The organism is Nocardioides sp. (assembly GCF_035576065.1).
Taxonomy (GTDB): domain Bacteria; phylum Actinomycetota; class Actinomycetes; order Propionibacteriales; family Nocardioidaceae; genus Nocardioides.
Genome location: NZ_DATLWX010000008.1, coordinates 1 through 25,141, shown reverse-complemented (window position 1 = coordinate 25,141; position 25,141 = coordinate 1). Strand labels below are relative to the sequence as shown.

24 protein-coding genes and 1 pseudogene are annotated in these 25,141 nt (G+C 69.0%); 23 read left to right on the top strand and 2 right to left on the bottom strand.

The window, feature by feature from the left end; all coding sequences use genetic code 11:
* Positions 1 to 3: 3 nt before the first annotated feature.
* From VNJ48_RS03685 to VNJ48_RS03620, 15 genes are read left to right on the top strand one after another with little or no spacing between them, the layout of a single operon-like run.
* Positions 4 to 672 (top strand): DUF5947 family protein, encoded by a 669-nt coding sequence (locus VNJ48_RS03685; RefSeq protein WP_325599221.1) that lies wholly within the window; start codon positions 4 to 6, stop codon positions 670 to 672.
* Positions 669 to 1,307: a DUF6084 family protein gene (locus tag VNJ48_RS03680; RefSeq protein WP_325599220.1), complete on the top strand. Its 639-nt coding sequence runs from the start codon at positions 669 to 671 to the stop codon at positions 1,305 to 1,307. Before VNJ48_RS03685 ends, VNJ48_RS03680 begins: the two co-directional genes overlap by 4 nt.
* Positions 1,304 to 2,674 (top strand): hypothetical protein, encoded by a 1,371-nt coding sequence (locus VNJ48_RS03675; RefSeq protein WP_325599219.1) that lies wholly within the window; start codon positions 1,304 to 1,306, stop codon positions 2,672 to 2,674. Before VNJ48_RS03680 ends, VNJ48_RS03675 begins: the two co-directional genes overlap by 4 nt.
* Positions 2,671 to 2,790, top strand: a complete 120-nt coding sequence (locus VNJ48_RS22630) for a DUF6893 family small protein (RefSeq protein WP_414689906.1) — start codon at positions 2,671 to 2,673, stop codon at positions 2,788 to 2,790. Before VNJ48_RS03675 ends, VNJ48_RS22630 begins: the two co-directional genes overlap by 4 nt.
* A gap of 33 nt (positions 2,791 to 2,823) precedes the next feature.
* Entirely contained in the window at positions 2,824 to 3,030 is a 207-nt protein-coding gene (locus VNJ48_RS03670) for a hypothetical protein (protein WP_325599218.1), read from the top strand.
* 24 nt (positions 3,031 to 3,054) lie between these two features.
* A complete protein-coding gene (locus VNJ48_RS03665) occupies positions 3,055 to 3,366 on the top strand; it encodes a hypothetical protein (protein ID WP_325599217.1) in 312 nt (103 codons plus the stop codon).
* Between the two features lie 2 nt (positions 3,367 to 3,368).
* A complete protein-coding gene (locus VNJ48_RS03660; RefSeq protein WP_325599215.1) occupies positions 3,369 to 3,848 on the top strand; it encodes a hydrogenase maturation protease in 480 nt (159 codons plus the stop codon).
* On the top strand, positions 3,848 to 4,090 hold the full coding sequence (locus VNJ48_RS03655) for a HypC/HybG/HupF family hydrogenase formation chaperone (protein WP_325599213.1): 243 nt from the start codon (positions 3,848 to 3,850) through the stop codon (positions 4,088 to 4,090). Before VNJ48_RS03660 ends, VNJ48_RS03655 begins: the two co-directional genes overlap by 1 nt.
* Positions 4,083 to 6,362 carry a carbamoyltransferase HypF gene (gene hypF / locus VNJ48_RS03650; protein ID WP_325599211.1) on the top strand — a complete coding sequence of 760 codons (2,280 nt, stop codon included), beginning with the start codon at positions 4,083 to 4,085 and terminating at the stop codon, positions 6,360 to 6,362. Before VNJ48_RS03655 ends, hypF begins: the two co-directional genes overlap by 8 nt.
* A gap of 29 nt (positions 6,363 to 6,391) precedes the next feature.
* Positions 6,392 to 6,676 carry a HypC/HybG/HupF family hydrogenase formation chaperone gene (locus tag VNJ48_RS03645; RefSeq protein WP_325599209.1) on the top strand — a complete coding sequence of 95 codons (285 nt, stop codon included), beginning with the start codon at positions 6,392 to 6,394 and terminating at the stop codon, positions 6,674 to 6,676.
* A complete protein-coding gene (gene hypD / locus VNJ48_RS03640; RefSeq protein WP_325599207.1) occupies positions 6,673 to 7,797 on the top strand; it encodes a hydrogenase formation protein HypD in 1,125 nt (374 codons plus the stop codon). Before VNJ48_RS03645 ends, hypD begins: the two co-directional genes overlap by 4 nt.
* Complete coding sequence (hypE, locus tag VNJ48_RS03635; RefSeq protein WP_325599205.1) at positions 7,797 to 8,855, top strand: hydrogenase expression/formation protein HypE; 1,059 nt, start codon at positions 7,797 to 7,799, stop codon at positions 8,853 to 8,855. The genes hypD and hypE overlap by 1 nt, the downstream gene beginning before the upstream one ends.
* 12 nt (positions 8,856 to 8,867) lie before the next feature.
* Complete coding sequence (locus tag VNJ48_RS03630; RefSeq protein WP_325599203.1) at positions 8,868 to 9,590, top strand: DUF6390 family protein; 723 nt, start codon at positions 8,868 to 8,870, stop codon at positions 9,588 to 9,590.
* A gap of 28 nt (positions 9,591 to 9,618) precedes the next feature.
* Positions 9,619 to 10,455, top strand: a complete 837-nt coding sequence (locus VNJ48_RS03625; protein ID WP_325599202.1) for a thioesterase family protein — start codon at positions 9,619 to 9,621, stop codon at positions 10,453 to 10,455.
* A gap of 25 nt (positions 10,456 to 10,480) precedes the next feature.
* Positions 10,481 to 12,769 (top strand): MMPL family transporter, encoded by a 2,289-nt coding sequence (locus VNJ48_RS03620; protein WP_325599200.1) that lies wholly within the window; start codon positions 10,481 to 10,483, stop codon positions 12,767 to 12,769.
* 9 nt (positions 12,770 to 12,778) lie between these two features.
* Here the strand turns inward: VNJ48_RS03620 and VNJ48_RS03615 are convergent, their stop codons facing one another.
* Positions 12,779 to 13,924, bottom strand: a complete 1,146-nt coding sequence (locus VNJ48_RS03615; protein ID WP_325599198.1) for a hypothetical protein — start codon at positions 13,922 to 13,924, stop codon at positions 12,779 to 12,781.
* A gap of 24 nt (positions 13,925 to 13,948) precedes the next feature.
* Between VNJ48_RS03615 and VNJ48_RS03610 the strand changes: the two genes are divergently transcribed.
* The 8 genes from VNJ48_RS03610 (at position 13,949) to VNJ48_RS03575 (ending at position 24,830) form a co-directional block, all read left to right on the top strand.
* Entirely contained in the window at positions 13,949 to 14,344 is a 396-nt protein-coding gene (locus VNJ48_RS03610) for a (deoxy)nucleoside triphosphate pyrophosphohydrolase (RefSeq protein ID WP_325599196.1), read from the top strand.
* A gap of 24 nt (positions 14,345 to 14,368) precedes the next feature.
* Positions 14,369 to 15,526, top strand: a complete 1,158-nt coding sequence (locus VNJ48_RS03605) for a hypothetical protein (RefSeq protein WP_325599194.1) — start codon at positions 14,369 to 14,371, stop codon at positions 15,524 to 15,526.
* Positions 15,527 to 15,600: 74 nt separating this feature from the next.
* Positions 15,601 to 15,876 carry a hypothetical protein gene (locus tag VNJ48_RS03600; protein WP_325599192.1) on the top strand — a complete coding sequence of 92 codons (276 nt, stop codon included), beginning with the start codon at positions 15,601 to 15,603 and terminating at the stop codon, positions 15,874 to 15,876.
* Positions 15,877 to 15,880: 4 nt separating this feature from the next.
* Positions 15,881 to 16,786, top strand: a complete 906-nt coding sequence (mshB, locus tag VNJ48_RS03595) for an N-acetyl-1-D-myo-inositol-2-amino-2-deoxy-alpha-D-glucopyranoside deacetylase (RefSeq protein ID WP_325599190.1) — start codon at positions 15,881 to 15,883, stop codon at positions 16,784 to 16,786.
* Between the two features lie 5 nt (positions 16,787 to 16,791).
* A complete protein-coding gene (locus tag VNJ48_RS03590; RefSeq protein WP_325599189.1) occupies positions 16,792 to 17,157 on the top strand; it encodes a hypothetical protein in 366 nt (121 codons plus the stop codon).
* 16 nt (positions 17,158 to 17,173) lie between these two features.
* Positions 17,174 to 18,934, top strand: a complete 1,761-nt coding sequence (locus VNJ48_RS03585) for a VanW family protein (protein WP_325599187.1) — start codon at positions 17,174 to 17,176, stop codon at positions 18,932 to 18,934.
* A gap of 131 nt (positions 18,935 to 19,065) precedes the next feature.
* Positions 19,066 to 24,327: a DUF6531 domain-containing protein gene (locus tag VNJ48_RS03580; RefSeq protein ID WP_325599185.1), complete on the top strand. Its 5,262-nt coding sequence runs from the start codon at positions 19,066 to 19,068 to the stop codon at positions 24,325 to 24,327.
* Positions 24,324 to 24,830 (top strand): hypothetical protein, encoded by a 507-nt coding sequence (locus tag VNJ48_RS03575; protein ID WP_325599183.1) that lies wholly within the window; start codon positions 24,324 to 24,326, stop codon positions 24,828 to 24,830. The genes VNJ48_RS03580 and VNJ48_RS03575 overlap by 4 nt, the downstream gene beginning before the upstream one ends.
* A gap of 17 nt (positions 24,831 to 24,847) precedes the next feature.
* Here the strand turns inward: VNJ48_RS03575 and VNJ48_RS03570 are convergent.
* Positions 24,848 to 25,141 (bottom strand): annotated as a pseudogene (locus tag VNJ48_RS03570) (transposase); the annotation flags it as partial.

Sequence of the window (25,141 nt, the reverse complement as noted above, 5' to 3'; positions counted from 1 at the left end):
CCGATGAGCACCCTCGGCGGTTCCCCACTCGCCTCGCTCCGCCGGATCACGAGCACCCGGCCGGCGCCGGTGGTCGGGGAGCGCTGCGAGATGTGTGCCGCTCCGATCGTCGAGGAGCACCAGCACGTCGTCAACCTCGAGAGCCGGGTGCTCATGTGCACCTGCCGTGGGTGCTATCTGCTGTTCACCGCGGAGCACGCCGAGCTGCGCTATCGCTCGGTGCCCGACCGCTACCTCTCGTTCCCCGGCTTCGACTTCGGTGCCCGCGAGTGGGACGAGCTCCAGATCCCGGTCGGACTGGCGTTCTTGTTCAAGAACTCCGTGCAGGACCGCATCATCGCCTTCTATCCTGGCCCCGCCGGCGCCACCGAGTCAGAGCTCCCGCTCGACGCCTGGGACCGCATCGTGGCGGCCAACGCCCAGCTTGACCATCTGCGCGCCGACGTGGAGGCGTTGCTGCTGCGCGGTGCCGACCGGGAACACCCCGACTACACCGCGCACATCGTCCCGATCGACGCCTGCTACGAGCTCGTCGGTCGGTTGCGCTCACTGTGGCGCGGCTTCGACGGGGGCACGGAGGCGCGCGCAGCGATCGACGACTTCTTCGCGATGGTCGAGCAGCGAAGCAGGCCGGCTCCCCCCGCACCGGAATCCCCGATGGCACCGTCATGAGCAGCTACGAGTTCTCGGTCATCGACGTCTTCGCCGAACCGTATGCCGCCGCGCCGCAGCTCACTGCGCGGTTGCGGATCAAGGAGACGAGCGGCGAGACGATCCACGCGATCGCGCTGCGCTGCCAGGTCCGGATCGAGCCCCAGCGCCGTCGCTACGAGGGGGCCGACGAGAGCGGCCTGCGGGCGCTCTTCGGCGACCGGGACCGCTGGGTCGACACCCTCAAGCCATTCCTGTGGATGCAGTGCAACGCGATGGTGCAGGGGTTCACCGACATCACCGAGGTCGACCTGGCGCTGCCGTGCACCTACGACTTCGAGGTCACAGGATCGCGCTACCTGCACGCCGTCGGTGAGGGCGACATCCCGATCGTCTTCCTGTTCTCGGGCACCGTCTTCACCAAGGGCGCCAACGGGTTCGGCGTGGTGCAGGTGCCCTGGGACTGCGAGGCCTCCTATCAGCTGCCGGTGCGCGCCTGGCAGCAGATGATCGCGTCGTACTACCCGAACACCGGCTGGATCCGCCTCGACCACGACGTCGTGACCGCGCTGGCCGAGTTCAAGGCGCAGCACGGTCTGACCACGTGGGAAGAGACAGTCCGGAGCCTGCTCGCCACCCGCGGGGTGCAGCAATGAGTGAGCTCGACCACGTGCGCGCGATCGCCGACGCAGTGCTCTACGAGGGCTATCTTCTCTACCCCTATCGCGCCAGCTCCTCGAAGAACCAGTCCCGCTGGCAGTTCGGCGTGCTCGGCCCGCCCAGAGCGTCGGCGGCCAGCTTCGCCGAGGAGCCGGGCCTGTCCTTCCAGTGCCTGTTGGCTCCCTCATCCGGTATGGCGACCGTGAGACCGCACCTGCGGTTCCTGCAGCTCCAGGTGCGCTCAGTCGAACGGTGTGCCGACGGCGACTTCGTCCCGGTCACCGAGATGGTCGTCGACGGACTGTCCGTGCTCAGCTGGGAGGAGGCCGTCGAGTGCGAGGTCGCCCTGTCGCCGTACGACCTCGACAGCCGGCCGGTCCGCATGGCAGTGGAGATCCCGGGCGGTGAGGAGGTCGAGCCGGTCGTCAACGCCTCCGGCGCGGAGGTCGGGCGGATCGTGCGCCGGCGGCTCCCACTGCAGGCAGACGTCACGGTGGGAGCGGAGGACGACGACGGCTTCACGCGGCTCTCGGTGGCGGTGACCAACACCCACCCCGACGAGGTGCACGGCAAGGACGACGCCATTCGGTCCTCGATGATCGGCACCCATGTGCTACTCGCGGCCGACGGGGTCGACTTCGTCTCGCTGCTGGAACCCCCCGAGGCGGCGGCCGGCGCGGCCGGGCGGTGCACACAGCGGCGGTGCTTCCCCGTGCTGGTGGGGCCTGTCGGCTCGAGCGACGTCGTGATGGGCTCGCCGATCATCCTCTACGACCACCCCGAGATCGCCGAGGAGAGCGCCGGCGCCCTGTTCGACTCGACCGAGATCGACGAGATCCTGACCCTGCGCGTGATGACGATGACCGACGCCGAGAAGGCCGAAGCCAGGGCCACCGACCCGCGCGCGGCCGCCATCATCGATCGCTGCGACCAGATGTCTGACGCGACGCTGCGCGACCTGCACGGGGTGCTCCGCGACCCGCACCGGGTCGAGACGCCCATGGTGGACGTGGTGGCCGGAGCGCAGTTCGACACCGGTGACGTCCCCTGGTGGGACCCGGCCGCGGACGAGAGCGTGCGGCCCGACACCGACAGTGTCGTCATCGAGGGCGTCAGCGTGGCGCGCGGCAGCCTGGTGCGGGTGCACCCCTCGCGGCGGGCCGACGCCCAGGACCTGTTCTTCGCCGACCAGGTCGCCCGGGTGACCGCCGTGCTGTCCGACGTCGACGGCAGCACTCACGTGGCGTTGGTGCTGGTCGACGACCCGGCGGCCGACCTGCACGAGGAAGCCGGGCGCTTCTTCTACTTCGCCCCCGATGAGCTCGAACCACTGGACCAGGCACGAGAGGAGAGTCACCCATGAGAACCGTTGGCCTGCTGACCACCGTCGTCGGCGCTGGCATCGCTGCGGTCGCAGCGTTCGTCGGGGTCCGTTCGATCCCCGACATCAAGCGTTACCTCAAGATGCGCCAGATGTGAGGCGCCCGAGCACCACCCGAGAAGGAGGTCGGCATGAGTGACACACCAGGAGAGCAGCTCGAGGAGGAGCCGCAGGAGGAGCGCGGCCCGATGGGTTCGCGCGACACCGGCTCCGACGAGCCCGGCGGGGGCCCGGTCGACCGCCCCTCGGGCACAGCTGACGAGGACGACGATACGGGCATCGACCCGCAGGAGACCCAGCACCCGGACTCGCCGGACCTCCAGTCCGGCGGCGGCTAGCCGACACGAGGAGAGGACAACCCGATGACCACGATCCCCGACCCGGACGACCCGGACACCGAGGGCAAGACAGTCCCGCCGTACGACGACCGTCAGGAGTCCGCCGACGTGGGCGGGCCCGAAGAGACGACCCAGGACGGCGCCCACACCGGCGGCGCCGGGCGACCGGCGGAGTCCGACTCTCCGGTTGACGATCCCGCCCAGACCGAGCGCGGCCAGCACGCCTCTCCGGCCGACGAGCAGCCGGCCGTCAGGGGCGACACGGCGTCCGGACCGGGCGGCACGTCCGGTGCTTCGCACGAGCCGGGCACCGGACGGGCAGAGGACAAGTCCTGACGATGCGAGTGCTGGTGGCCGGGATCGGCAACCTCTTCTGCGGCGACGACGGGTTCGGTCCCGAGGTCGTCCGCCGACTCGCCGCGTCCGGGACCCTGCCCGAGGAGGTGCGCGCGGTCGACTACGGCATCCGCGGGATGCACCTGGCCTACGACCTCCTCGAGGGCTACGACGCGCTCGTGATCGTCGACGCCCTGCCCGGCGACGGCAACCCGGGCACGCTCGCCGTGCTCGAGGTCGGCGAGGGTGACCTCGGTGTCGGGGCGTTCGACCCGCACGGCATGGCCCCGGTCGCCGTCCTGGCCAGCCTCTCCGACCTCGGCGGGTCGCTGCCCCCGACCTACGTCGTGGGGTGTCGGCCCGCCGATCTCAGCGACCGGATCGGGCTCTCCGACGAGGTCGAGGCCGCGGTGCCCGATGCGATGGAAGCGGTTCTCGCCGTGCTCCGTGAACGTGTGCCCGCCCTGGACGGGGCCGGCTGATGTGCCTCGGGATCCCCGGCCGGGTCGTGCGAGTCCTGGAGGGCAATGCCGGGATGCTCGCCCTCGTCGACGTGCTCGGCGCCGAGCGGCCGGTCAACCTCGGGATGCTCGAGGACATGGCGGTCGAGCCGGGGGAGTGGGTGCTGATCCACATGGGCTTCGTCGTCGAACGCGTCGATGCGGCAGCGGCCGAGAAGGCGATGACAGGACTCGAGCTGATGGGTCGCGAGCGCGATGGCTGAGCAGCGCGTCCGCAGGCGGTTCGAGGTCTCCGGGTTGGTCCAGGGCGTCGGCTTCCGGCCGTTCGTCTACGTCACCGCGAGCGAGCTGGGCCTCACCGGCAGCGTCGCCAACACGCCGTCCGGCGTGGTGATCGAGGTGGAGGGCGCCCCGGCCGGGGTGTCCGAGCTGGGTCATCGCCTGGCGCACGCAGCGCCTCCGCTGGCCCACGTCGAGCAGATCACCGAGTCGCGGCAGTCACCTCGTGGTGGCACCGGCTTCACGATCGAGGACTCCGCGAGCGGCGAAGGACGCACGCTGGCGTCGCCCGATGTTGCGACGTGCGACGACTGCCTGCGCGAGCTCTCAGATCCGGCCGATCGCCGCTACCGCCACCCCTTCATCACCTGCACCAACTGTGGCCCGCGCTTCACCATCATCACCCGCCTTCCTTATGACCGGGCCGCGACCACCATGGCCGGGTTCGCCATGTGCGGGGCCTGCCGCCGGGAGTACGACGACCCGACCGACCGTCGCTTCCACGCCCAGCCGATCGCGTGCCCCGACTGTGGCCCGACCATCGAGCTGCTTGGCGACGGGCCACGGGCTGAAGGTGACGACGCCGTACGCCGTGCGCGTGACCTGCTCGCCCGTGGCCTGATCGTCGCTGTCAAGGGACTGGGCGGCTATCACCTGGCGTGCGATGCCCGCAACGAGACGGCCGTCGCCGAGTTGCGCCGCCGCAAGCAACGCGGCGACAAGCCGTTCGCGGTGATGGTCCGCGACGCCGAGGTGGCGGGCGGGCTCGTCACCATGGACGAGGCCGAGCGACGGCTGCTCACCGGCCACCGCAAGCCGATCGTGCTCTTGGCTCGTGCCGACACGGAGCGGCTCGCCTCGTCGGTGGCGCCGGGCCATCCGGACCTCGGACTGATGCTGCCGTACACCCCGCTGCACGTGCTGCTGCTTCAGGCGCCCGGCACCGACGCGCTCGTGATGACCTCCGGCAACCTCTCCGGCGAGCCGATCGTCACCGACGACGACGCGGCCCGTGAGCGGCTGTCCTCGATCGCCGATGCCTGGCTGCGCCACGACCGGCCCATCCACGTTCCGTGCGACGACTCGGTCGCCCGCTTCGTCACCGGCGCCGAGCTGGCCCTGCGCCGCTCGCGCGGTCACGCGCCCCTGCCGGTCGCCCTCCCGTTCGCTGTTGATCCGGTCCTGGCCCTCGGAGCAGATCTCAAGAACACCTGCGCGCTCGCGTCCGGTCGCTATGCGTGGTTCAGCCAACACATCGGTGACCTGGACGACCTCGCCACCCAGTCCGCGCTGACCGCGTCGGAGGCTCACCTCGAAGAGCTCACCGGCATACGTCCCGACGTCCTCGTCGCCGACGCGCACCCGGGCTACCGCTCCAGCCGGTGGGCGCGAGAGCATGCCGCTGGTCGCGAGGTGCGGACCGTCCAGCACCACCACGCACACGTCGCCTCGGTGATGGGGGAGCACGGGCTCGGCATCGACGAGACGGTCATCGGGGTGACCTTCGACGGCACCGGCTATGGCACCGACGGCGCGATCTGGGGCGGTGAGGTCCTGGTCGCCGGATACAAGTCGTTCCGGCGGGCCGCCCAACTGGCCTACGTGCCGCTGGCTGGCGGTGACGCGAGCGTGCTTCGCCCCTACCGGATGGCGCTGGCGCACCTGTGGGCCGCCGGCATCGCGTGGTCCGCCGACATCCCGGCCGTTGCGGCGTGTCCCGAGACCGAACGAGGAGTGCTGGCCCACCAGTTGTCGACCGGCCTCGGATGTGTGCCCACGTCGAGCATGGGCCGCCTCTTCGACGCCGTGTCCTCTCTGGTCGGGGTACGCCACACCGTGGACTACGAGGCCGAAGCCGCCATCGAGCTCGAGTCCTTGGCGCGCTCCGTGCCGGTCCCGGATTCCTACCGGTTCGAGATCAGGACTCCTGACGACGGCCCGGTGCTGGCGGACGCGACGCCCGTGCTGAGGGCAGTCGTGGGCGACGTACGCCGCGGAACGCCCGCGTCCGACGTCGCGGCGCGATTCCATGCCGGAGTCGCGGTGCTCGTCGCCGACCTTGCGGACCACGAAAAGCGACACACCGGTCTCGACGTGGTCGTCCTGGCGGGCGGGGTGTTCCAGAACGCCCTGCTGCTCGACAGCTCGACGAGGGTGTTGGAGGCGCGCGGCTTCACGGTCCTGCGCCCCCGGCTGCTTCCACCCCACGACGGCGGCATCGCCTTGGGACAGATCCTGGTCGGCTCGCTCGGTTGACCTCACTCGACAAGCAAAGGAGATCGCAGATGTGTCTCGCAGTTCCGGGTCGCGTCCTGTCCGTCGAGGACCAGGACGGCACCATCATGGCGCAGGTCGACTTCGGCGGACTCCGCAAGGAGGTCTGTCTGGCCTACATCCCCGACGTACAGATCGGTGAGTACGTCATCGTGCATGTCGGCTTCGCGATCCAGCGGCTCGACGAGAAGTCGGCGCTGGACACGTTGGCCAACTTCGAGAAGCTCGGCATCCTCGAGGAAGAGTTCGGCGACGGCTTCGCCCTCGCCGCCAAGCAGGCGGGAGAACCGCAATGAAGTATCTCGACGAGTTCAGTGACCCGGTGCTGGCCGGCAAGCTGGTGGATCAGATCCACGCAGTCACCACGCAGCCCTGGGCAATGATGGAGGTGTGCGGCGGGCAGACGCACTCGATCATCAGGCACGGCATCGACCAGCTGCTGCCCGACGGTGTGGAGATGATCCACGGTCCGGGCTGTCCGGTGTGTGTCACGCCGCTCGAGATCATCGACAAGGCGCTTGCGATCGCCGAGCAGCCGGGCGTCATCTTCTGCTCGTTCGGCGACATGCTGCGGGTGCCGGGCAGCAGCTTGGACCTCTTCTCGATCAAGAGCGCCGGCGGCGACGTACGCGTCGTCTATTCCCCGCTCGACGCGCTGAAGCTGGCGCGCGAGAACCCCGACCGACAGGTCGTGTTCTTCGGCATCGGGTTCGAGACCACGGCGCCGGCCAACGCGATGACCGTCTTCCAGGCCAAGTTGCACGACATCCGCAACTTCTCGCTCCTGGTCTCGCACGTGCTCGTGCCACCGGCGATGGCGGCGATCATGGAGTCTCCGAAGTGCCGGGTGCAGGCGTTCCTGGCGGCCGGGCACGTGTGCAGCGTGATGGGGACCTCCGAATACCCCGCGCTTGCCGAGAAGTACCGCGTGCCGATCGTGGTCACCGGGTTCGAGCCGCTCGACATCCTCGAGGGCATCCGGCGCACGGTGATCCAGCTCGAGTCGGGTCGACACGAGCTGGAGAACGCCTACTCCCGCGCGGTCACAGCCGAGGGCAACGTGGCGGCGATGGCGATGCTTCGCGACGTGTTCGAGGTGACCGACCGCACATGGCGCGGCATCGGGATGATCCCGCTGAGCGGGTGGAAGTTGTCCGAGCGCTACGCCGACTATGACGCGGAGACGCGATTCTCGGTCAGCGACATCCACACCGCTGAGTCGGCGTTGTGCCGTTCTGGTGAGGTGCTCCAAGGTCTGATCAAGCCGCACGAGTGTGAGGCGTTCGGCAAGGAGTGCACGCCCCGCAAGCCGCTGGGCGCGACCATGGTGTCGTCGGAGGGCGCGTGCGCGGCGTACTACACCTACCGGCGCCTCGATCACCTGGAGCTGTCCGAGACGCGCCTGGTGGAGGCCTGATGAGCAATCACCTCGACTTCGAGGGGTGGGTCTGCCCGGTGCCGCTGCGCGACACCCCCACGATCGTGATGGGTCACGGCGGCGGTGGAGCCATGTCCGGCGAGCTGATCGAGCAGCTGTTCCTGCCGGCCTTCGGTGGCGCTGCGCGGGCCGAGCTCGGCGACTCGGCGGTGCTCGAGGTGCCCGCGGGCCGGTTGGCCTTCTCGACCGACTCGTTCGTGGTGAAGCCGATGTTCTTCCCGGGTGGCTGCATCGGCGACCTCGCGGTCAACGGCACCGTCAACGACCTCGCGATGGCGGGCGCGACGCCGCTCTATCTCTCCACGGCGTTCATCCTGGCCGAGGGCACGTTGATGACCGACATCGGCCGCGTGGCGATGGCCATCGGCAAGGCGGCCGAGGTCGCGGGCGTGCAGCTCGTCACCGGCGACACCAAGGTCGTTGACAGCGGAAGCGGCGACGGTATCTTCATCAACACCGCCGGCATCGGCGTCATCCCCGACGGCATCGACATCTCGCCCTCGCGGGCCCGGGTCGGCGACGTCGTGCTGGTCAGCGGTGACATCGGTGTGCACGGCATCGCGGTGATGAGCTGTCGTGAGGGGCTCGAGTTCGGCACGACGATCGAGAGCGACTGCGCGCCCCTGCACGGACTGGTCGCCGACATGCTTGCCACCGGGGTCGACGTGCACGTGCTGCGGGACCCGACCCGTGGGGGAGTCTCGGCCACCCTCAACGAGATCGCGAAGGCGTCCGGGGTGGGCATCGAGCTGATCGAGAAGGACCTGCCGATCCCGCCCGAGGTCAAGGACGCCTGCGGTCTGCTCGGCCTCGACCCGCTGCAGGTCGCCAACGAGGGCAAGCTGGTCGCGATCGTGGCGGCCGAGGACGCCGACGAGATGCTGGCCGCCATGCGTCAGCACACACGCGGTGCGGGGGCGCGCCGCATCGGCACGTGCGTCGCGGAGCACCCGCAGATGGTCGTGGCCCGCACGGGTCTCGGCGGGACCCGCGTCGTGGACCTGCCGATCGGCGAGCAGCTCCCGAGGATCTGCTGAGCAGCGGTTGTCATGAGTGATGAGGGGGCGCGGACGTTCGCGCGCTACGCCTTCCCACCCAACGAGCTCGGCTACTGCGGGCCCGAAGGTGCGCACGAGATGCTCGTACCCGGCGCGGTGACCGAGATCGAACGACGGGCGCGGCTCTTTGACGGTGCCTGGGTCTATCTCGAGTTCCTCGCCGGGGTGCTCGGCACCGACGACCCGCTGTCGACGCCGGTGGTCGAGGCCTACTGGATCGGCAGCGACCTGCTGGCCGCCGTTGATCCTGGCGCCCTCGTCGACCATCTGTCAGCGGCGTTCGACGGCCAGGTCGGCGGGACGTGGCGTGAATCGGCCGCGCGGGCTCGCGCCCACCACAGCTATCAGGTGTTCGAGGTCTATCCGTGGGCCGCGATGCTGCTTCGTGGGCTGCCGCCCGGTCCTGCCGTGTCGGTGCTCGACCGCTGCCGGATCCGGACGGGGGTGGTGAGCGAGATCGACGGCGAGTGGGTGGTCGTCACGTCCAGCCTCCTGACGTGGGACGGCGAATCCTTGACCCCGTCGTCCCTGCAGGCCGAACGCGCCCGGTGGTCGATCGAGGGTCAGAGCCTGCTGTCGGCACCAGCCGTCGGCGACACGGTGGCGTTGCACTGGGACTGGGTGTGCGACGTGCTCACGCCTGATCAGACGGACCGCATCCAGCGGATCGAGGCGACCCAGCGAAGCGCCGTCGGTCTGGGCGGGCAGGAGTAGTCGTCGCGTGACCTCCTAGGCTCGCGGCATGTCGAACATCGAGTGGGACGACCACATCGCGGTCACACCGACCGGAGACGGCGCCTTCGTCGCTGACCTGACCGACGGTTGGGTCGTCGGCGGGGGAGTGAACGGCGGCTATCTCCTCGCCACCATCGGCAACGCCCTCAGCCACGCAGCACCCGGCAAGCCGGACCCGATCGCCGTGAGCGCCTACTACCTGTCCGCGTCGGTGCCCGGTCCGGCCACGGTCACGACACGCGTGCTGCGCGAGGGCGGCAGCGTCGCCACCCTCGCGGCCGACCTGGTGCAGGACGGCGAGACCCGCATCACCGTGCTTGCGACGTACGGCGACCTCGACCGTCACGCCGACGACGTCCGCACGACTGCGACCCCACCGACGATGCCGCCGCTCGAGGAGTGCGTGCCCGGCTCCCTGGCCCCGCCCGAGGTTCTGAAGCTCGCGCCGGTGATGGGGCGCTTCGACATGCGTTTCGACCCGGCGTGCGCCGGCTGGGCCATCGGGAGGCCCAGCGGCAACGGGGTGATGCAGGCGTGGTTCCGCCTCAACGGGGAGCGGGACCCCGACCCGGTCCAGCTGCTGATGGTCCTCGATGCCCTGCCGCCGGTGACCTTCGACCTCGGCATGCCCGGCTGGGCGCCGACCCTCGAGCTGACCGCGCACGTCCGCGCCAGGCCGGCCCCCGGCTGGCTGCGGGTCACCCACCGCACCCGCAACATGGCGGGCGGGATGTTCGAGGAGGACTGCGAGGTCTGGGACTCCACCGACCGGCTCGTGGCCCAGGGGCGGCAGCTCGCGCGGATGCCACGGATCGTCGAGTTGCCCGGGGCCCCGACGACCTGATCCAGCGGTCTGGGAGTCTTGCGCCGTGAGTCAGCGCGAACCCGTCATGTTCCGGCTCGGTCGGAGCACGTCGCGGCATCGCGGTCGCTACATCGGGACCTGGCTCGTGCTGGTGGTGCTGGGCTTCGTCACCAGCCTCGGTCTGGTAGGCAACGAGTCGTTGTTCGACCGGCTGGAGTCCGGCGACACCGAGGCACCCGGCGAAGCGAAGACCGGACGCGAGCTGCTCAGCGCGTCCGGCGACCGTGGGCTCACGGTGATGCTCCGCGTGGATGGCGCCGACGTGCTCGACCCGGCGCTCGCGGAGGCGGTGACGGAGGTGGTCACCCGGGTCCGGGGGATCGAGGGTGTGGGCCGCGTCAACGCCCCGATGACCATGCCCGGCTGGCCCAGCGAGCCCGAGTCGCTGATCTTCGTCGGACAGAACGACCCGGCGACAGGGTCGTTCCTCATCGTCGCCGAGACGACCGGGGGTGCCGGGAGCCCGGTGCAGGACGCCGTCGTCGAGGAGCTGGAGCGGTCCGGCGACGAGCTGCTGGCGCCGTACGCCGAGGAGCTGTCGGTGGGCGGGGTCGGGCTGCTCATCGAGGACGTCAACGACCAGATCGAGGAGGACCTCGCGACGGGGGAGGGCATCGCCCTGCCCCTCTCGCTGCTGCTGATGATCTTCGTCTTCGGCGGTTTCGTGGCGGCCGGCATGCCGATCCTCGGAGCGATCTCCGCGATCTCCGGCGGCCTGGCCATCCTGCTCGGCTTCTCCCACGTGATCTCCCTGGACGCGTCTGTGGTCAACATCGTGACCGTCATGGGCCTCGGACTGTCCATCGACTACGGCCTGCTCATGGTGAGCAGGTTCCGCGAGGAGCTCGCGAGGATCGCACCCGGCGTCGGCTCGCACGACCTCAGTCGGGAGCAGGTGGAGGACGCCGTCGCCGGGGCCGTCGCCACGGCCGGGCGCACCATCTTGTTCTCGGCGCTGATCGTCGGCATCTCCCTGTCCGGGTTGATGCTCTTCGAGGCACAGGTGCTGCGCGCCATCGGCGCAGCCGGGGTCTCCGTGGTGGTGGTGGCGCTCGTGGTCGCCCTGACCCTGGTGCCGGCATTGTGCGCGCTGGGTGCGAAGCGGCTGGGTCGCCGTCGCGGGATCGAAGCGGCACCGGACGAGGGCGTCTTCAGCAGGCTCGCCGCCGCCGGCCAGCGGCGACCGGGACTCGCCACGCTGGCCAGCGTCGCGGTGCTGCTCCTCCTGGCGCTGCCGGCGCTCGACCTCCGTCTCAACACCTCGGGGGTGGAGCTGCTGCCGGTCGATGCCGATCAACGCGTGTTCTTCGAGGCGCTCAACAAGGACTTCCCCGGGTTGGCCGCCCCGACCGTCACCGTGGTCGCCCAGGCGACGCCTGAGGAGATCGCCGCGTGGGTGCCGGAGATCGAGGCGCTCGACGGCGTTGTCCGGGTGGATCCGCCGCGCGAGCTCGGCGACTACCCCAGCGGGGTCGAGGCGGCCGGGGCAGACCCGGATGGTCCTGCCCTGGTCTCGATCGGCGTCCGCACCGACGGCGGGGCGATGGGGGACCCCGCTCGCGAGGTCGCGCGCACCCTGATGGCCGCCGACCCCGGGTTCCCCGTCTGGGCGACCGGCCAGGCGGCGTCGCTGCACGACTTCACCGACTCGGTGATCGACCGGGCTCCTTGGGTGGCGCTGTGGATCGCCGGCGCGACCTTCCTCCTGCTCTTCCTGCTCACCGGCAGCGTGGTGATCCCGGTGAAGGCGCTGGTCCTCAACGTCGTCTCCCTCGGCGCCAGCATCGGGATCCTCGTGTGGGTCTTCCAGGACGGCCACCTCGAGTCGGTGCTGCGCTTCGACTCCGCCGGCGGCATCGAGTCGGTGATCCCGTTGCTGGTGCTCGCCTTCGGCTTCGGGCTGTCGATGGACTATGAGGTGTTCCTGCTCGCCCGCATCATCGAGCTGCACGAGCAGGGCTACGACGACGACACCGCGGTCCGCCTCGGGCTGCAGCGTTCGGGGCGCATCATCACCTCGGCGGCGCTGATCATGGTGATCGTCTTCGCCGGCTTCGCGGCAGGGGACATGTTGGTGATCAAGCAGACCGGGCTCGCGCTGGCGGTCGCCGTACTCATCGACGCGACCATCGTGCGGATGGTGATCGTGCCGGCCACCATGACGATGCTGGGGCGCTGGAACTGGTGGGCACCGGGGTGGCTGAAGACGGTGCATGCGAGGTACGGCGTGAGCGAGCACTCCTCGCCGTTGGCGGTCCGCGAGCTGGCGGCGAGCGCGGCGCCTCAGCGCTAGTCGAGGGCGCTAGTCGAAGGCCGAGCGCTTCATCGCCACGATCCAGCGGCGGCGGGGGTGCTCGCTCAGCGACCAGAGCATGTCGGTGGAGGGCCAGTAGGACAGGTCTTCGGGGCCCATCGGCAGCGCCAGCCGCTTGGGCTTGAGGCGGCCGGACGACCCGGCGTAGATCGTGCCCGGCATGAAGGGGCCGTGGGAGACGGTGGCGTGGTAGCGACCGCCCGCGACCGCCACTCCCTGCATCCTCAGGACACCGCCGTCGTCGATCTCGAGGGGGCGGGAGAACCCGTCGCTGCCGGTCTGGAGCTGCCACGTGTCCGGGTCGAGCTGGTAGCGCGCGAGCCGGCTGAGGTGCGATCCGGTGTTGTACTCACCGGCGACGACTGCCGGTGGGTCCGTGCCGCGGTCGAGCGAGGCGAAGGAGTAGCGCAGCCGCTGGTGCCCGTCGTCGGTGAAGGCCTTGTAGGTCGTGCGCACGGGCAGGACGTAGCGGTGGCCGAAGGATGCGACCCGGTGCCCGTCGACGCCGATGTCGTCGGGACGGTCATCGTCACCGGCGACCCGCATGATGTCGTCGACCCGGGCGGTCACGAAGCCGCGTCTGGTCGCGGCGATGTGCAGCCACTGGCCGGCCCAGACGATGCCGCCGGCATGGATGTTCATCGGCCGCAGGCTGAGCGTCCCCGCCTTGTCGAAGACGGGGATCACCAGCAGGACGTGGCGGTACTTCAGCGTGTCCAGGTCCAGGAACGTGACCCGGGAACCGCGCTTCACGCCGTCCCTGCCGGTGGAGTACCACGTCGTCAACAGCACCCGACGGCCCGAGACCGTCTCGGTGTCGGACGCGTCGGCGGAGGTCGAGATGCCCTGGGGGTACCACTGCGGGTCCCGTTGGTCGTAGTCGTTCCAGGTGTAGGCCTCGCTGACCGCCCGACCCAGCAGGCGGGCCGGGATGCGGCTGCGGCGAGCTTGGTACTTCAGGTCACCGAGCAGTCCGTCCAGTCCGGTGGCGCCTCCGAGCACCGACGCAAGGGCGTCGATCTCGCGGGAGTTCTCGTCCGTCCGCTGGAGGTGGACGCCCTGGACGTAGGGCACCGCTCCGGGCGCGGTGGAGCTCTCGGGGCTCTCGGGGACGGACTCGCCAGCGGGGTGCATGGGTCCCACCGTAATCTCGCCTCCGTGACTGACCCGTCCCGCACGCCTGTCGTCGGTGCGGCGATCCTCCTCGACGGAGCCGTCCTCGCCGCCCGACGGACGGCCCCCGCCGAGCTGGCCGGGCGGTGGGAGTTCCCCGGCGGCAAGGTGGAGCCCGACGAGTCGCCCGAGGAGGCGCTCGTCCGCGAGATCGCCGAGGAGCTCGGCTGCCGGATCGAGCTCACCGGCTGGTTGCCCGGTTCGGCCCCGATCGGTGACACGCACGAGCTGCGGGTCGCGTGCGGCGTACTGATCGAAGGGGAGCCGGTGCCCACGGAGCACGACCAGGTCCGCTGGGTCACGGCTGACGAGCTCGACGAGGTCGACTGGCTCGACCCCGACCGGCCGTTCCTGCCGGCGCTGCGGGAGTTTCTTCGATAGTCCGTATCGATTTGGCTCTCAGCCGTGCCGATCAAGGTGCGGATCGATACGGACTATCTCGATGATGGGCCGCGGCTCGACCACAGGACCACGTGGTTCGTCGCAGTCCACATGCTGGGGGTGTACGCCGTCGCGCGCACCGCCACCGACGGCGACCGTCACTTCATGTCACTCCACAAGTGGGCCCCCACCAGCGCCCCGCCGACTGGCTTGGTTCGTCCGGTGCCTGTCGACCCGAAAGGAACGAAGGGGCCGACCCGTGGGCAGGCGCGGGGACCCGGGTGGCGTCAGACCTCGGCGGGCCTCTACGTGCCGGCCGAGGTGGACGAGCTCAGGGTGGAGCAACGCATCTTCGAGCAGGCGTCCAGGCTGCGCGGGAGCGGAGCGGTGACGGCGTGGGCGTCGCTGCGCTGGCAGTTGGCGACCTTTTTCGATGGCACCAGCTTCCCCGAGGCAGAGCTGCTTCCGGTCCCGCTCGTCCTCGGTGGGAACGCCTTCTTGCGTCCGGACCCGCGCGCGACGATCTCGCGTGCCCAACTGCCGCCGGCGCACCGGATCAGAGCTCGAGGCGTCTGGTGCACGCTGGCCGAGCGCGCACTCCTCGACGAGATGGTCCGGCACGGTCAGCTGCGGCAAGCGGTTGTCGACGTCGACATGGCAGCGGCGGCGGGGCTGGTCACAGTGTCGTCGTTCCAGGAATTCGTGGCATCGATCGGTCCCTGGACGGGCGTCCCGCTCGCTCGCGAGGCGGCGGTGCTGGCGTCCGACGACAGCAGGTCGCCACAGGAATCCCGCATGCGGCTGGTCTGGGTGCTCGATGCCGAGCTGCCTGTGCCGTTGTGCAATGTGCCGGTGTTCGACCTGCACGGCAACCTTCTCGGCGTCCCCGACCTGTTCGACCCTGTGGCAGGCCTCGTCGGCGAGTATCAGGGCGCCGACCACAAAGAAGGTGAGCGTCACCGGTCCGACACTGCCCGCGAGGACAAGTTCCGCAACGCCGGACTGGAGATGTTTGAGGTCGTCGGAGGCGATCTCGCTGACCGCTGGATGGTCGTCGAGCGCATGTTGTCAGCCAGGGCGAGGTCGAAGTTCCTGCCGGCTCACGAGCGGAAGTGGACGTTGGACGCGCCGGCGTGGTGGCGGTCCCGAGCGAGCTGCCGTACGCGCCGCCGATCCGGATAGTCCGTATCGATTGGGCTGCCGAAGGCCCCGGGCCGAGTGCGAATCGATACGGACTATCAGGGGAGGATGGGCTCGTGAGGGCGATCTTCTTCGACGAGGACCACGCGCGCGAGGTCGTACGCCGACTGGTGGCCCAGGGCTTCGAGGCGAGCGCCGAGCGCGAGCGGCTGTCCGGTGAGGACGACGACGAGGGTCATCCGTGGGCCGTGGTGACGGATGCGCCCGAGCTCCTGGTGGAGCTCGCCGTCGACGAGTTCGACGGCTGGCTGGACTCCGAGACGCCTGCGCCCACGGCACCGCCCCTCGACCTGCCGGCGGCGCCGAAGCGCATCAAGAAGCCCCTAGGCTGAGGACATGACCGCAGATCAGCGCGCCCTCTTCGTGCACGCGCACCCCGACGACGAGACGATCAACAACGGCGCCACGATGGCCATGTATGCCGCCGAGGGCCGCGGTGTCACTGTCGTGACCTGCACCGCCGGCGAGATGGGGGAGGTGCTGGTCCCCGAGCTGGCGCACCTGACCAACGACCGGGACGGCGGGCTGGGCGAGCACCGCAAGACCGAGATCGCGGCCGCGATGGCCCACCTGGGCGTCACCGACCACCGCTGGCTCGGCGGCTTCGGGCGCTTCCACGACTCCGGCATGTCCTGGCACGCGGACGGTCACGCGGTGGCGGGGGAGTTCGTGCCCGACAACGCCTTCTGGGACGCCGACCTCACCGAGGCCGCCGACGAGCTGGTGAAGGTGATCCGCGACGTCCGCCCCCAGGTCGCCGTGACCTACAACGAGTTCGGGGGCTACGGGCACCCCGACCACATCCAGGCGCATCGCGTCACCATGTACGCCGCAGTGCTGGCCGCAGCACCGACCTACAAGCTCCACCTCGGCGAGCCCCACGACGTGGCCAAGGTCTACTGGTGCGCGATGAGCGATTCGCGGATGCGGGACAGCATCCGCCAGCTCCGTGAGTCGGGGGACACCACGACCTTCGAGGGGATGGACCCCGACGGTGAGATGGGTCCCTTCGTCACGCCCGACGACCTGATCGCGGCTCGGGTGGACGGGACGGAGTTCGTCCACACCAAGATGGACGCGTTGAAGCTGCACCGCACCCAGGTCGACCCGGACGGGCCGTTCTTCGCCGGCGCCGAGTCGGGGCACGCCTTCTGGGGCGACGAGTTCTACGTCCTGGTCAAGGGTGAGCGCGGACCGGTCGGTGAGGACGGCATGGAGACGGACCTCTTCGCCGGGCTGTAGTCGTCGTGCTCCTGGTCCGTCTCGCGGTGGCCCTGGCGCTGCTCGCCGTCGGTGCGTCTGCCGCGCTCGCCGCCACCCTGGTCCACCAGCGCTGGTGGGGCCTCGTGCTGGGCCTCGCAGCGGCCGCGCTGGCGACGTACGCCCTGCCCCGCGGGGGCCGTCGGTTCGCGTTCATGCTCGGCTGGTTCGGGGCGATCACGTATGCCCTCCTGCCGCGCACCGAGGGCGACTACCTGATCGCCGCCTCCGGGTCGGGCTACAGCCTGATCGGCGGCTCGTTCCTGTTGTTCCTGACCGCGTTGACGACGCTGCCCCGGCCAGGATCGTCGCGTCGCAGCGGTGGCGACGATCAGGGCCTTCTTGAAGGTTGAACCTAGGATCGGACGCGTGCCGAATCTCTCCCGCAACGACGACGACGCCCAGGACAAGTCCGGGGGCCGCGTCGTCCTGTGGTTGCTGCTCGGCCTTGGGCTGCTGATCGGCGGGGCCTACGTCGGGGCTTACTACACCGCCGCTGACAAGGTGCCGCGCGGCACCACCGTGTCCGGCGTCAGCATCGGCGGTCACCCGAAGGCCGAGGCGGCCCAGCGACTCCAGGCCGGGCTGGCGGACCAGGTGTCCGGCCCGATCGAGCTGACCATCGACGGCAAGCGCACGAGGGTCGATCCGGCTGCTGCCGGCATCGCCGTGGACTACGACGCCTCCGTGGCCGAGGCGGGCGGCGAGCGCACCTGGGACCCGGTCCGGCTGTGGAACTACTTCACCGGCGGCGAGGAGCTCGAGGCCGAGGTGGTCGTCGACGAGACCGCGCTCGCGCAGGCAGTCGCGAAGCTCGACAAGAAGTTCGGCGCACTCCCCCGCGAGGGAGCCCTGGGATTCGATGGTGGCTCGATCACGACCGTGGAGCCGCAGGTCGGCCGAGCGCTCGACATGGCGTCCACCCGTGACGCCCTCGCGGCGGCCTACCTCGCCGAGGACGACGACACTGCTGCGCTCACGACAGTGCAGGCCGTGCCGGCGATCGACGAGTCCGACGTCGCCGAGGCGCGCGAGACGTTCGCCAATCCGGCCGTGTCGGGATCGGTCACCTTGAGCTTCGAGGGGTCGACGGTCAAGCTCCTCCCCGCGGACTACACCGGCGCCCTGAGCCTCGAGCCGGTCGACGGTGAGCTCGTCCCCCGACTCGATGGCGCGAAGCTGGCTGAGCTGCTCTCGGCCAACGTGGTCACCGAGGGTGCGCCCGTCGACGCCACCGTCGCGCTCGTCGGGGGCAGCCCGAAGGTCATTCCCGCCAAGCCCGGTGTCACCTTCGACCAGCAGCAGGTCGAGGCAGGGTTCCTGCAGGTCGTCGCGGCGCCCGAGGGCCAGCGCACCCTGACCGTGGACGCCCAGGTCGCCAAGCCCGACTTCACGACCCAGGAGGCGCGCGACCTGCAGATCAAGGAGCGGGTCTCCACCTTCACGACCTATTTCCCGTATGCCGAATACCGCAACATCAACATCGGGCGCGCCGCCGAGATCATCAACGGCACGGTGCTCAGGCCGGGGGAGACCTTCAGCCTCAACGGCATCGTGGGCGAGCGCACCCGGGCCAACGGCTTCACCGAGGGCTACATCATCCAGGACGGGATCCTGGTCACCGACCTCGGCGGCGGTGTCTCGCAGATGGCGACCACGACCTTCAACGCGATGTTCTTCGCGGGCCTCGAGGACGTCGAGCACCAGCCGCACTCGTTCTACATCGACCGCTATCCCGTGGGCCGCGAGGCCACCGTGGCGTGGGGCGCGATCGACCTCCAGTTCGGCAACGACACCCCCTACGGCGTCCTGGTCTACGCCAACGTCACCCCGGCCACACCGACCTCGAGCGGTGTCGTCACGGTCTCGATGTATTCCACCAAGCACTGGAACATCACCACCTCGGAGTCCGCTCGCTACAACGTCACCCAGGCGAAGGTCCGGCGCGTCAATACCCGCCAGTGCCACAACAACGAGGGGTACGGCGGCTTCGAGATCGACGTCACCCGGTTCTTCGAGCCCGTGGGAGCCAACACCGAGACCCGCGAGCCCGAGGTCATGAACACCGTCTACACCCCCAGTGACACGGTCATCTGCGCCAACCCGAATGCTGAGGACAACGTCAGCTGAACGGCTCGCACGGACACGAGAGCTGAGGCGTTGGACAGCCCGGGCACGGGCTGACAGGATCCCTCTGCTGCCGGCGATCGCAGGCACTCAGGTTTCGGTGTCGGGGGTTCTCGGTGTTCGGTAGTGCGCGCATGTCGTTTCGTTCGTTCGTGTCGGCGCGGTCGTGGTCGCTGCCGCTGCTTGCGGCGCTGATTGCCGGGCTGGTGCCCGCGGTCGTCAGTGGTCCGGGTGTAGCCGCGTTGCCTGCTGGTGGCACCGTGATCACTTCGAGCATCACCACGGATCAGGTGTGGACCCCGGCGGGTTCGCCGTACATCATCAACGGCCTTGCCTTTGTGGAGTCCGGGGCGACTTTGACGATCGAGCCTGGGACGGTTGTGAAGTTCGGGACCACCAATCCGGACTGGGCTGGGGCGCCGCGGTTGTCGGTCTACCATGGCCGGGTCGTGGCGCGGGGGACGGCTGCGAACCCGATCGTCTTCACCTCGCTCTGGGACGACAGCGTTGGTGGCGACACCGATGGTGGGGGCAGAGCTCCGCTGCCGGGTGACTGGACGGGCGTCAACATCAGCCAGCCGAACGTCGGGGCATCGTTGGCGATGGCGCCGTCGGTCTTCACCAATACCTCGTTCCGTTACGGCGGGCACCATGCACGTGGTGGCTGTGCGTACGGCAGCGAGCTGGCCGTCGATCGTCTGGGTCAGCTTCGGGTGTCGAAGTCGGAGTTCCTCTACTCCTTCGGCGCCGGTGTGGGTTCCGAGCCGCTGGAACCGGGCGTGGGTTCACTGTCGGTCTCGAACGTCTTGGTGAGTCAGAGCAGTTGCGGGTTCTATCCGCGCGGCGGCACATACAAGAACAACGTCGTCGATTCCTCGGTGGTGCGAGCCTTCTGGTCGATCCATCCCAGTCGGGTGGTGATGAGCGGGAACTGGTTCGCGCCCCTGGGTGATGTCAACGGTCCGGGTTCGAACTCTTTGGACCGCGACAACTTCAACTTCTACAACAACGCGATCCCCAGTGGTATCAGCGCCGCGGGGGATCAGTCCCCTGTTGACCTGTCGGGCAACTGGTGGGGCGCGGACCCGTCGAAGCCATACTCGTGCCATGTCGACGGAGACAACGAGGTCCCGGCACTGGGTCTGAACGGGGCAACTCCCGCGTCGGGATGTCCGACCCTGATGCACACCGCCTACTTCACGAAGGTCCTGCCGTTCGCACCGCCGCCGCCGGTGCCCCAAGCGGGCATCGGCGCTGACCCGCTGGCTCCGAGTGCGGTTCCGTTCGAGCAGCTGCTGGGTGGTCTGGGCGGGTCGGAGTACGCGTACCCGGCGCAAGGGAGCATGGCTGACCCGGTCGCGACCGCGACGGGTGCGTATGTCGAGGAGCGGCTGGACGCCGCTGTGCCGGCGCCGGGTCTGGGGTTGACTGCGGCACGGACCTACAACTCGGCTGACCCGTCGGTGGGGTGGTTGGGCAAGGGGTGGCACTTCGGCTACGAGGCCTGGCTGGACATCTCAGGTGACGCATCGGTGGTGGTGCTGCACGCCGAGGACGGCCAGCAGGTCCGCTACGACCGCCAGCCTGATGGCACCTACCGCGGTGGCGCGGGGGTCACGGCGAAGCTGACACGTGAGGGCGACGTGTGGGTGATCGGGACGCGTGCGCAGCTGAAGCGGACGTTCGGGTCGAACGGGCGGCTGCGGTCCATCACCGATGCCAACAACAACACCGTCTCGTTGACCTACAACACCGCCGGCCACCTGGCCACGGCGACCAGTGCCGGTCGGACGTTGACGTTCACCAACGACACGGCCGGGCGGATCACCAAGGTGGCCCTGCAGGACGGCCGCTACGTCGGCTACGCCTACACCAACGGGCTGTTGACCTCGGTGCGTGACCTGGCCGGGCGGACCACGACCTACGGCTATGACACCCAAGGTCGACTCACTACGAAGACCAACGCGTCCAGTGTCCAGGTGATGCGGCTGGCCTACGACCCGACCAGCGGGCGGGTCAGTGAGCAGTTCGACGCGTTGAACCAGCGCACCGTGTTCGGGTGGGACGCAGTGACCGGGACGGCGACGATGACCGACCCGCGCGGGAAGGTCTGGACCGACCGCTACACCGGCGGCCTGTTGGTGGCACGCACCGCGCCCGACGGGGCGACCACCACCTACACCTACGACGCCAAGCTGCAGCTCGTCGAGACCGAGGGCCCGCGGGGCGGGGTCAACGAGTTCACCTACAACGACGCGGGTGACCTCATCTCGACGACCACCCCGACGGGGACGGTGACCACGGTCTACGACCAGCGGCACCGCCCGATCGAGTCGGTCAACGCGCGGGGGACCAGGGTCGAGTACAAGTACGACGCAGCCGACAACCTGACCAGGATCATCCGCCCCGAGCCCGGCAACCCGACCGGGACGCTGGAGGAGTCGTTCACCTACAGCACACGAGGTCAGCTGCTCACTTCGACCGACGCGCGCGGCAAGATCGTCACGAACACGTACACGGCTGCTGGTGACCTGGCTTCGACCACCTCACCGACGGGTGCGAAGTCGACGTTCGCCTACGACACCACTGGGCGCCTCCTCAGCAACGTCGAGCCGCGGGGCAACGTCACCGGCGCGGACCCGTTGCTGTTCACCACGAAGTACACCTACGCCGCTGACGATCAGCCGCTCACGGTGACCGACGCGTTGGGCCGTCGTACGAGCTTCACCTACGACACGTTGGGTCGTAGGAAGACCGTGGTTGATGCGAAGACCCGGACGACGACCTACACCTACGACACCTTGGACCGGGTCACGGCCGTCAAGGGCCCCCACACCGCGGTGCCGGCTGCCACGTTCGGCTACGACGCGAACAGCAACCTGATCAAGGAGACCGACACCGCCGGTCGGGTGACGAGCTACGAATACGACTCGGTCAACCGGATGGTCAAGGGCACCACCCCGCTGGGTGTCTACACCTACGCCTACGACAAGTCCGGCAACATGACCAAGGCAACCGACCCGACCTTGGCGTCGACGTCGATGGTCTACGACAACGCGGACCGGCTCATCTCCCTGGACTATCCGAGTGGGTCGGATGTCTCGTACCGCTACGACGCCCACGGCAACCGGATCTCGATGACCGATGGCGCTGGGACGGTGTCGTATGCCTACGACAAGCTCGACCGGCTGCTCAGCGTGACCCGAGGTTCGTCGGTGTTCAGGTTCGGCTATGACCGGGTCGGGGCGCTGACGAAGATGACGTATCCAGACGGGACGGTCTACGACTACGCCTACGACGACGCCCAGCGGCTCGACACCGTCACCAAGGCCGGCACCGCGCTGGCGGACTACGACTACGACATCGCGGGCCTGCCCAGTCGTCTGACCCGGGGCAACAACACCACCGCTGCCTACACCCACGACCGCGCCGGACAGCTCACCCGGATCCAGGACACCGCCCCCGGGGGTGCGTCGCTGCTGGACGAGACGTACGCCTACGACGCGACGGGCAACCTGACCGGGATCACCGGTCCCAAGGGGCAGCGGACGTTCACCTACGACGTCCTCGACCGGCTCACCGCGGCCTGCTACAACACGGCGTCCTGCACCAAGGCCACCGACTACGTCAAGTGGACCTACGACGCGGCGAACAACCGCACCAGCGAGGTCCGGCCCGCGGGCACGACGAACTACCAGTACGCCGCGACCACCGGGTTGCTCACCTCGACCACCGGGCGGGGTGCCTCCACGTTCGCCTACGACCCCCTCGGCCAGCTGAAGACCAAGACCGTCACCGGGGGTGCGACCACCGCCTACACCTACCTCCCCTCTGGGCGGGTGGCCACCGAGGCCGTGACCGGCGGAGCAACCACGACGCACACCTACGACGGTGACGGGCGGCGACTGACCTCAGCGACCGGTGGCACCACCACCGCGTTCGGGTGGAACCCGGCGTCCTACCAGCTGGCGACCGAGTCCACCGGCGGCAGCGTGGTCCGGCGCTACTCCTACGGCCTCGGGGCGATCGGTCTTGAGCGGCCCGGCCAGGCGGGGTCGGACTTCTTCCACCTCGACCGGATGGCTTCGGTCCGTACGGTCACCAACCAGGCTGCTGCGACGCAGTGGAACAACGAGTGGGAGCCCTACGGGGTGCCCCGGACCACCACGAAGGTCGACCCGGCAGCCGGGGTGAACCCGATGGGGTGGACCGGTCAGTACGCCGACCCGTCCGGTCAGGTCCACCTCCGTGCCCGGCAGTACGACCCCACCCTGGGCCGGTTCATGGCACCCGACCAAGCCGCAGCGATGTCCTACTCGGGCACCGGGACGTACGCCAACGCCAACCCGCTGGCCTACACCGACCCCACCGGGTTGTGGCCCAGCTGGAACGACGTCGTCAACGTCGCCACCGTCGTCGCCCCCGTCGCCGGTGTCATCGCCCCCTTCACCGGACCCCTCGCACCCGTCGTCGGCGGCGTCGCGCTGGCCGCCGGCGCGATCACCGCCATCGACGCGGCGTACGGCGCCTACCAGGTGTGCTCAGGAAACGAGAAGGGCTCCTGTGCGGGTGAGATCGCAATCGGCGCGCTAGGCATCGTGGCTAGTCGCGCCGGCGCCTCAGTGCTCAGATCGGGCGTTACCAGGCTCCGATCGGGGGCCCGATCGTGCTCATTCGGTGGCTCCACCGTTGTACTCATGGCCAATGGGACGCGGAAGCCCATCGAGGACGTCGAGGTCGGCGATTGGGTCATCGCCACCGACCCCGAGACCGGTGTGCAGAAGCCCAAGAGGGTCACTCACATCTGGGTCCACAACGACACCGTCACCGACCTCGTCGTCGGCGGCGAAGTCATCACCACTACTGAGGACCACCCGTTCTGGTCGGTCACTGATCAGAAGTTTGAGCGCGCCGACCAGCTCTCGGCCGGCGAGGAGATCCTGAGTGCCGACGGTGCCGTCATCACGGTCTCGGGGCTCCAGCTCGGAACTGAGCGCGAGGCTGTCGCGTACAACCTGACTGTCGAGGGCATCCACACCTACCACGTCGGCGACCTCGAAGTATTGGTCCACAATATGTGCGCCATCAGCGTCAAGCTGTTTGGGCACACCTTCAATACCCACGGCGCAGGAAGCAAGAATGCTGGCAAGCTCTTGGGGCGTGCTCGGGGAACTGGGAATTCCCAAGGTCAGTGGATGGACAACGAAGCGGCTGCTAGCTTCCTGAAAAGTGTGAACGTCCCGGGTGCCGGCCCGTACTCAGTGCGCCTGCCGAAGGGGCTAGGCCGAGTTATTCACCCGGACGGTTCAATAGTTGAGGCTGGTGCAGCGACGATCGTTCCGAATGGCACTGGAGGCATCAAGACCGCATACCCGATTGTTGGGGGGTCCTCGTGACATTCGTGGTGGAGTTCTTGCCCGCTCGCCCGCTGCCCGGGCACGTGCCCACAGCCGAGTCCCCGAGGCCCTCCGATGACTGCCAGACAGCAATTATGTGCGCCTGCTCGATGCTTGCCGAGGTCGACGGCTCATACTTCGACTTCCGAGGTTTTGGTCGAGACCCGTGGAACGTCGATGTCGCCTACGACATGTCCGCTTTCCTCGAGCAGGTCGGTGAACTCGCACGAGCGATGCGGTCCGAGGACTTCGCGTCCGTCGACTTGTACTCTCAAGGCGTCGAGTCGGCCTTGGAGTTCGAGCCGCGAGCAGAACTTGTCGCGATTCGCTGCACGTCCAGAACAGCCTGGACCCCTGATCCGACAGTTGAGGTCATCAGCCGCTTGGTGCTGGTCGAGATGCTAGAGCGACTGGTCAAGCAGGTTGCCAGGGGGCTCGAACTCATTCAGCCAGAACTGATCGGGCAGGCGCCATTCGACGCCTGGGCCATCGGTGAGCTTTGACGGCTCTTCACAATCCAGGGTGATAGTCGGGGTCTGAAGCCTCCGGACTCGAGTAGCGATCGGGCGATGTAGTTGGTGAGGTTGCGGAAGCCGAGGGCTGAGCCGCGGAGGTGTTCGAGCCTGCCGTTGATGGCCTCGGTCGGGCCGTTGGATGTGCCGGGACGCTCGAACGAAGTAGGCGAGCACGTCGTCGGCGCGCTTCTTCAGAGTCCTGCCCAGCGTGACGATCTCGCTCAGCGCGGCCGGGACGCCGTGGCTGATCGAGTCGATCAGCTTGACCATCAGCTCGCGGCCTTGGGTGCGGTCGGGGT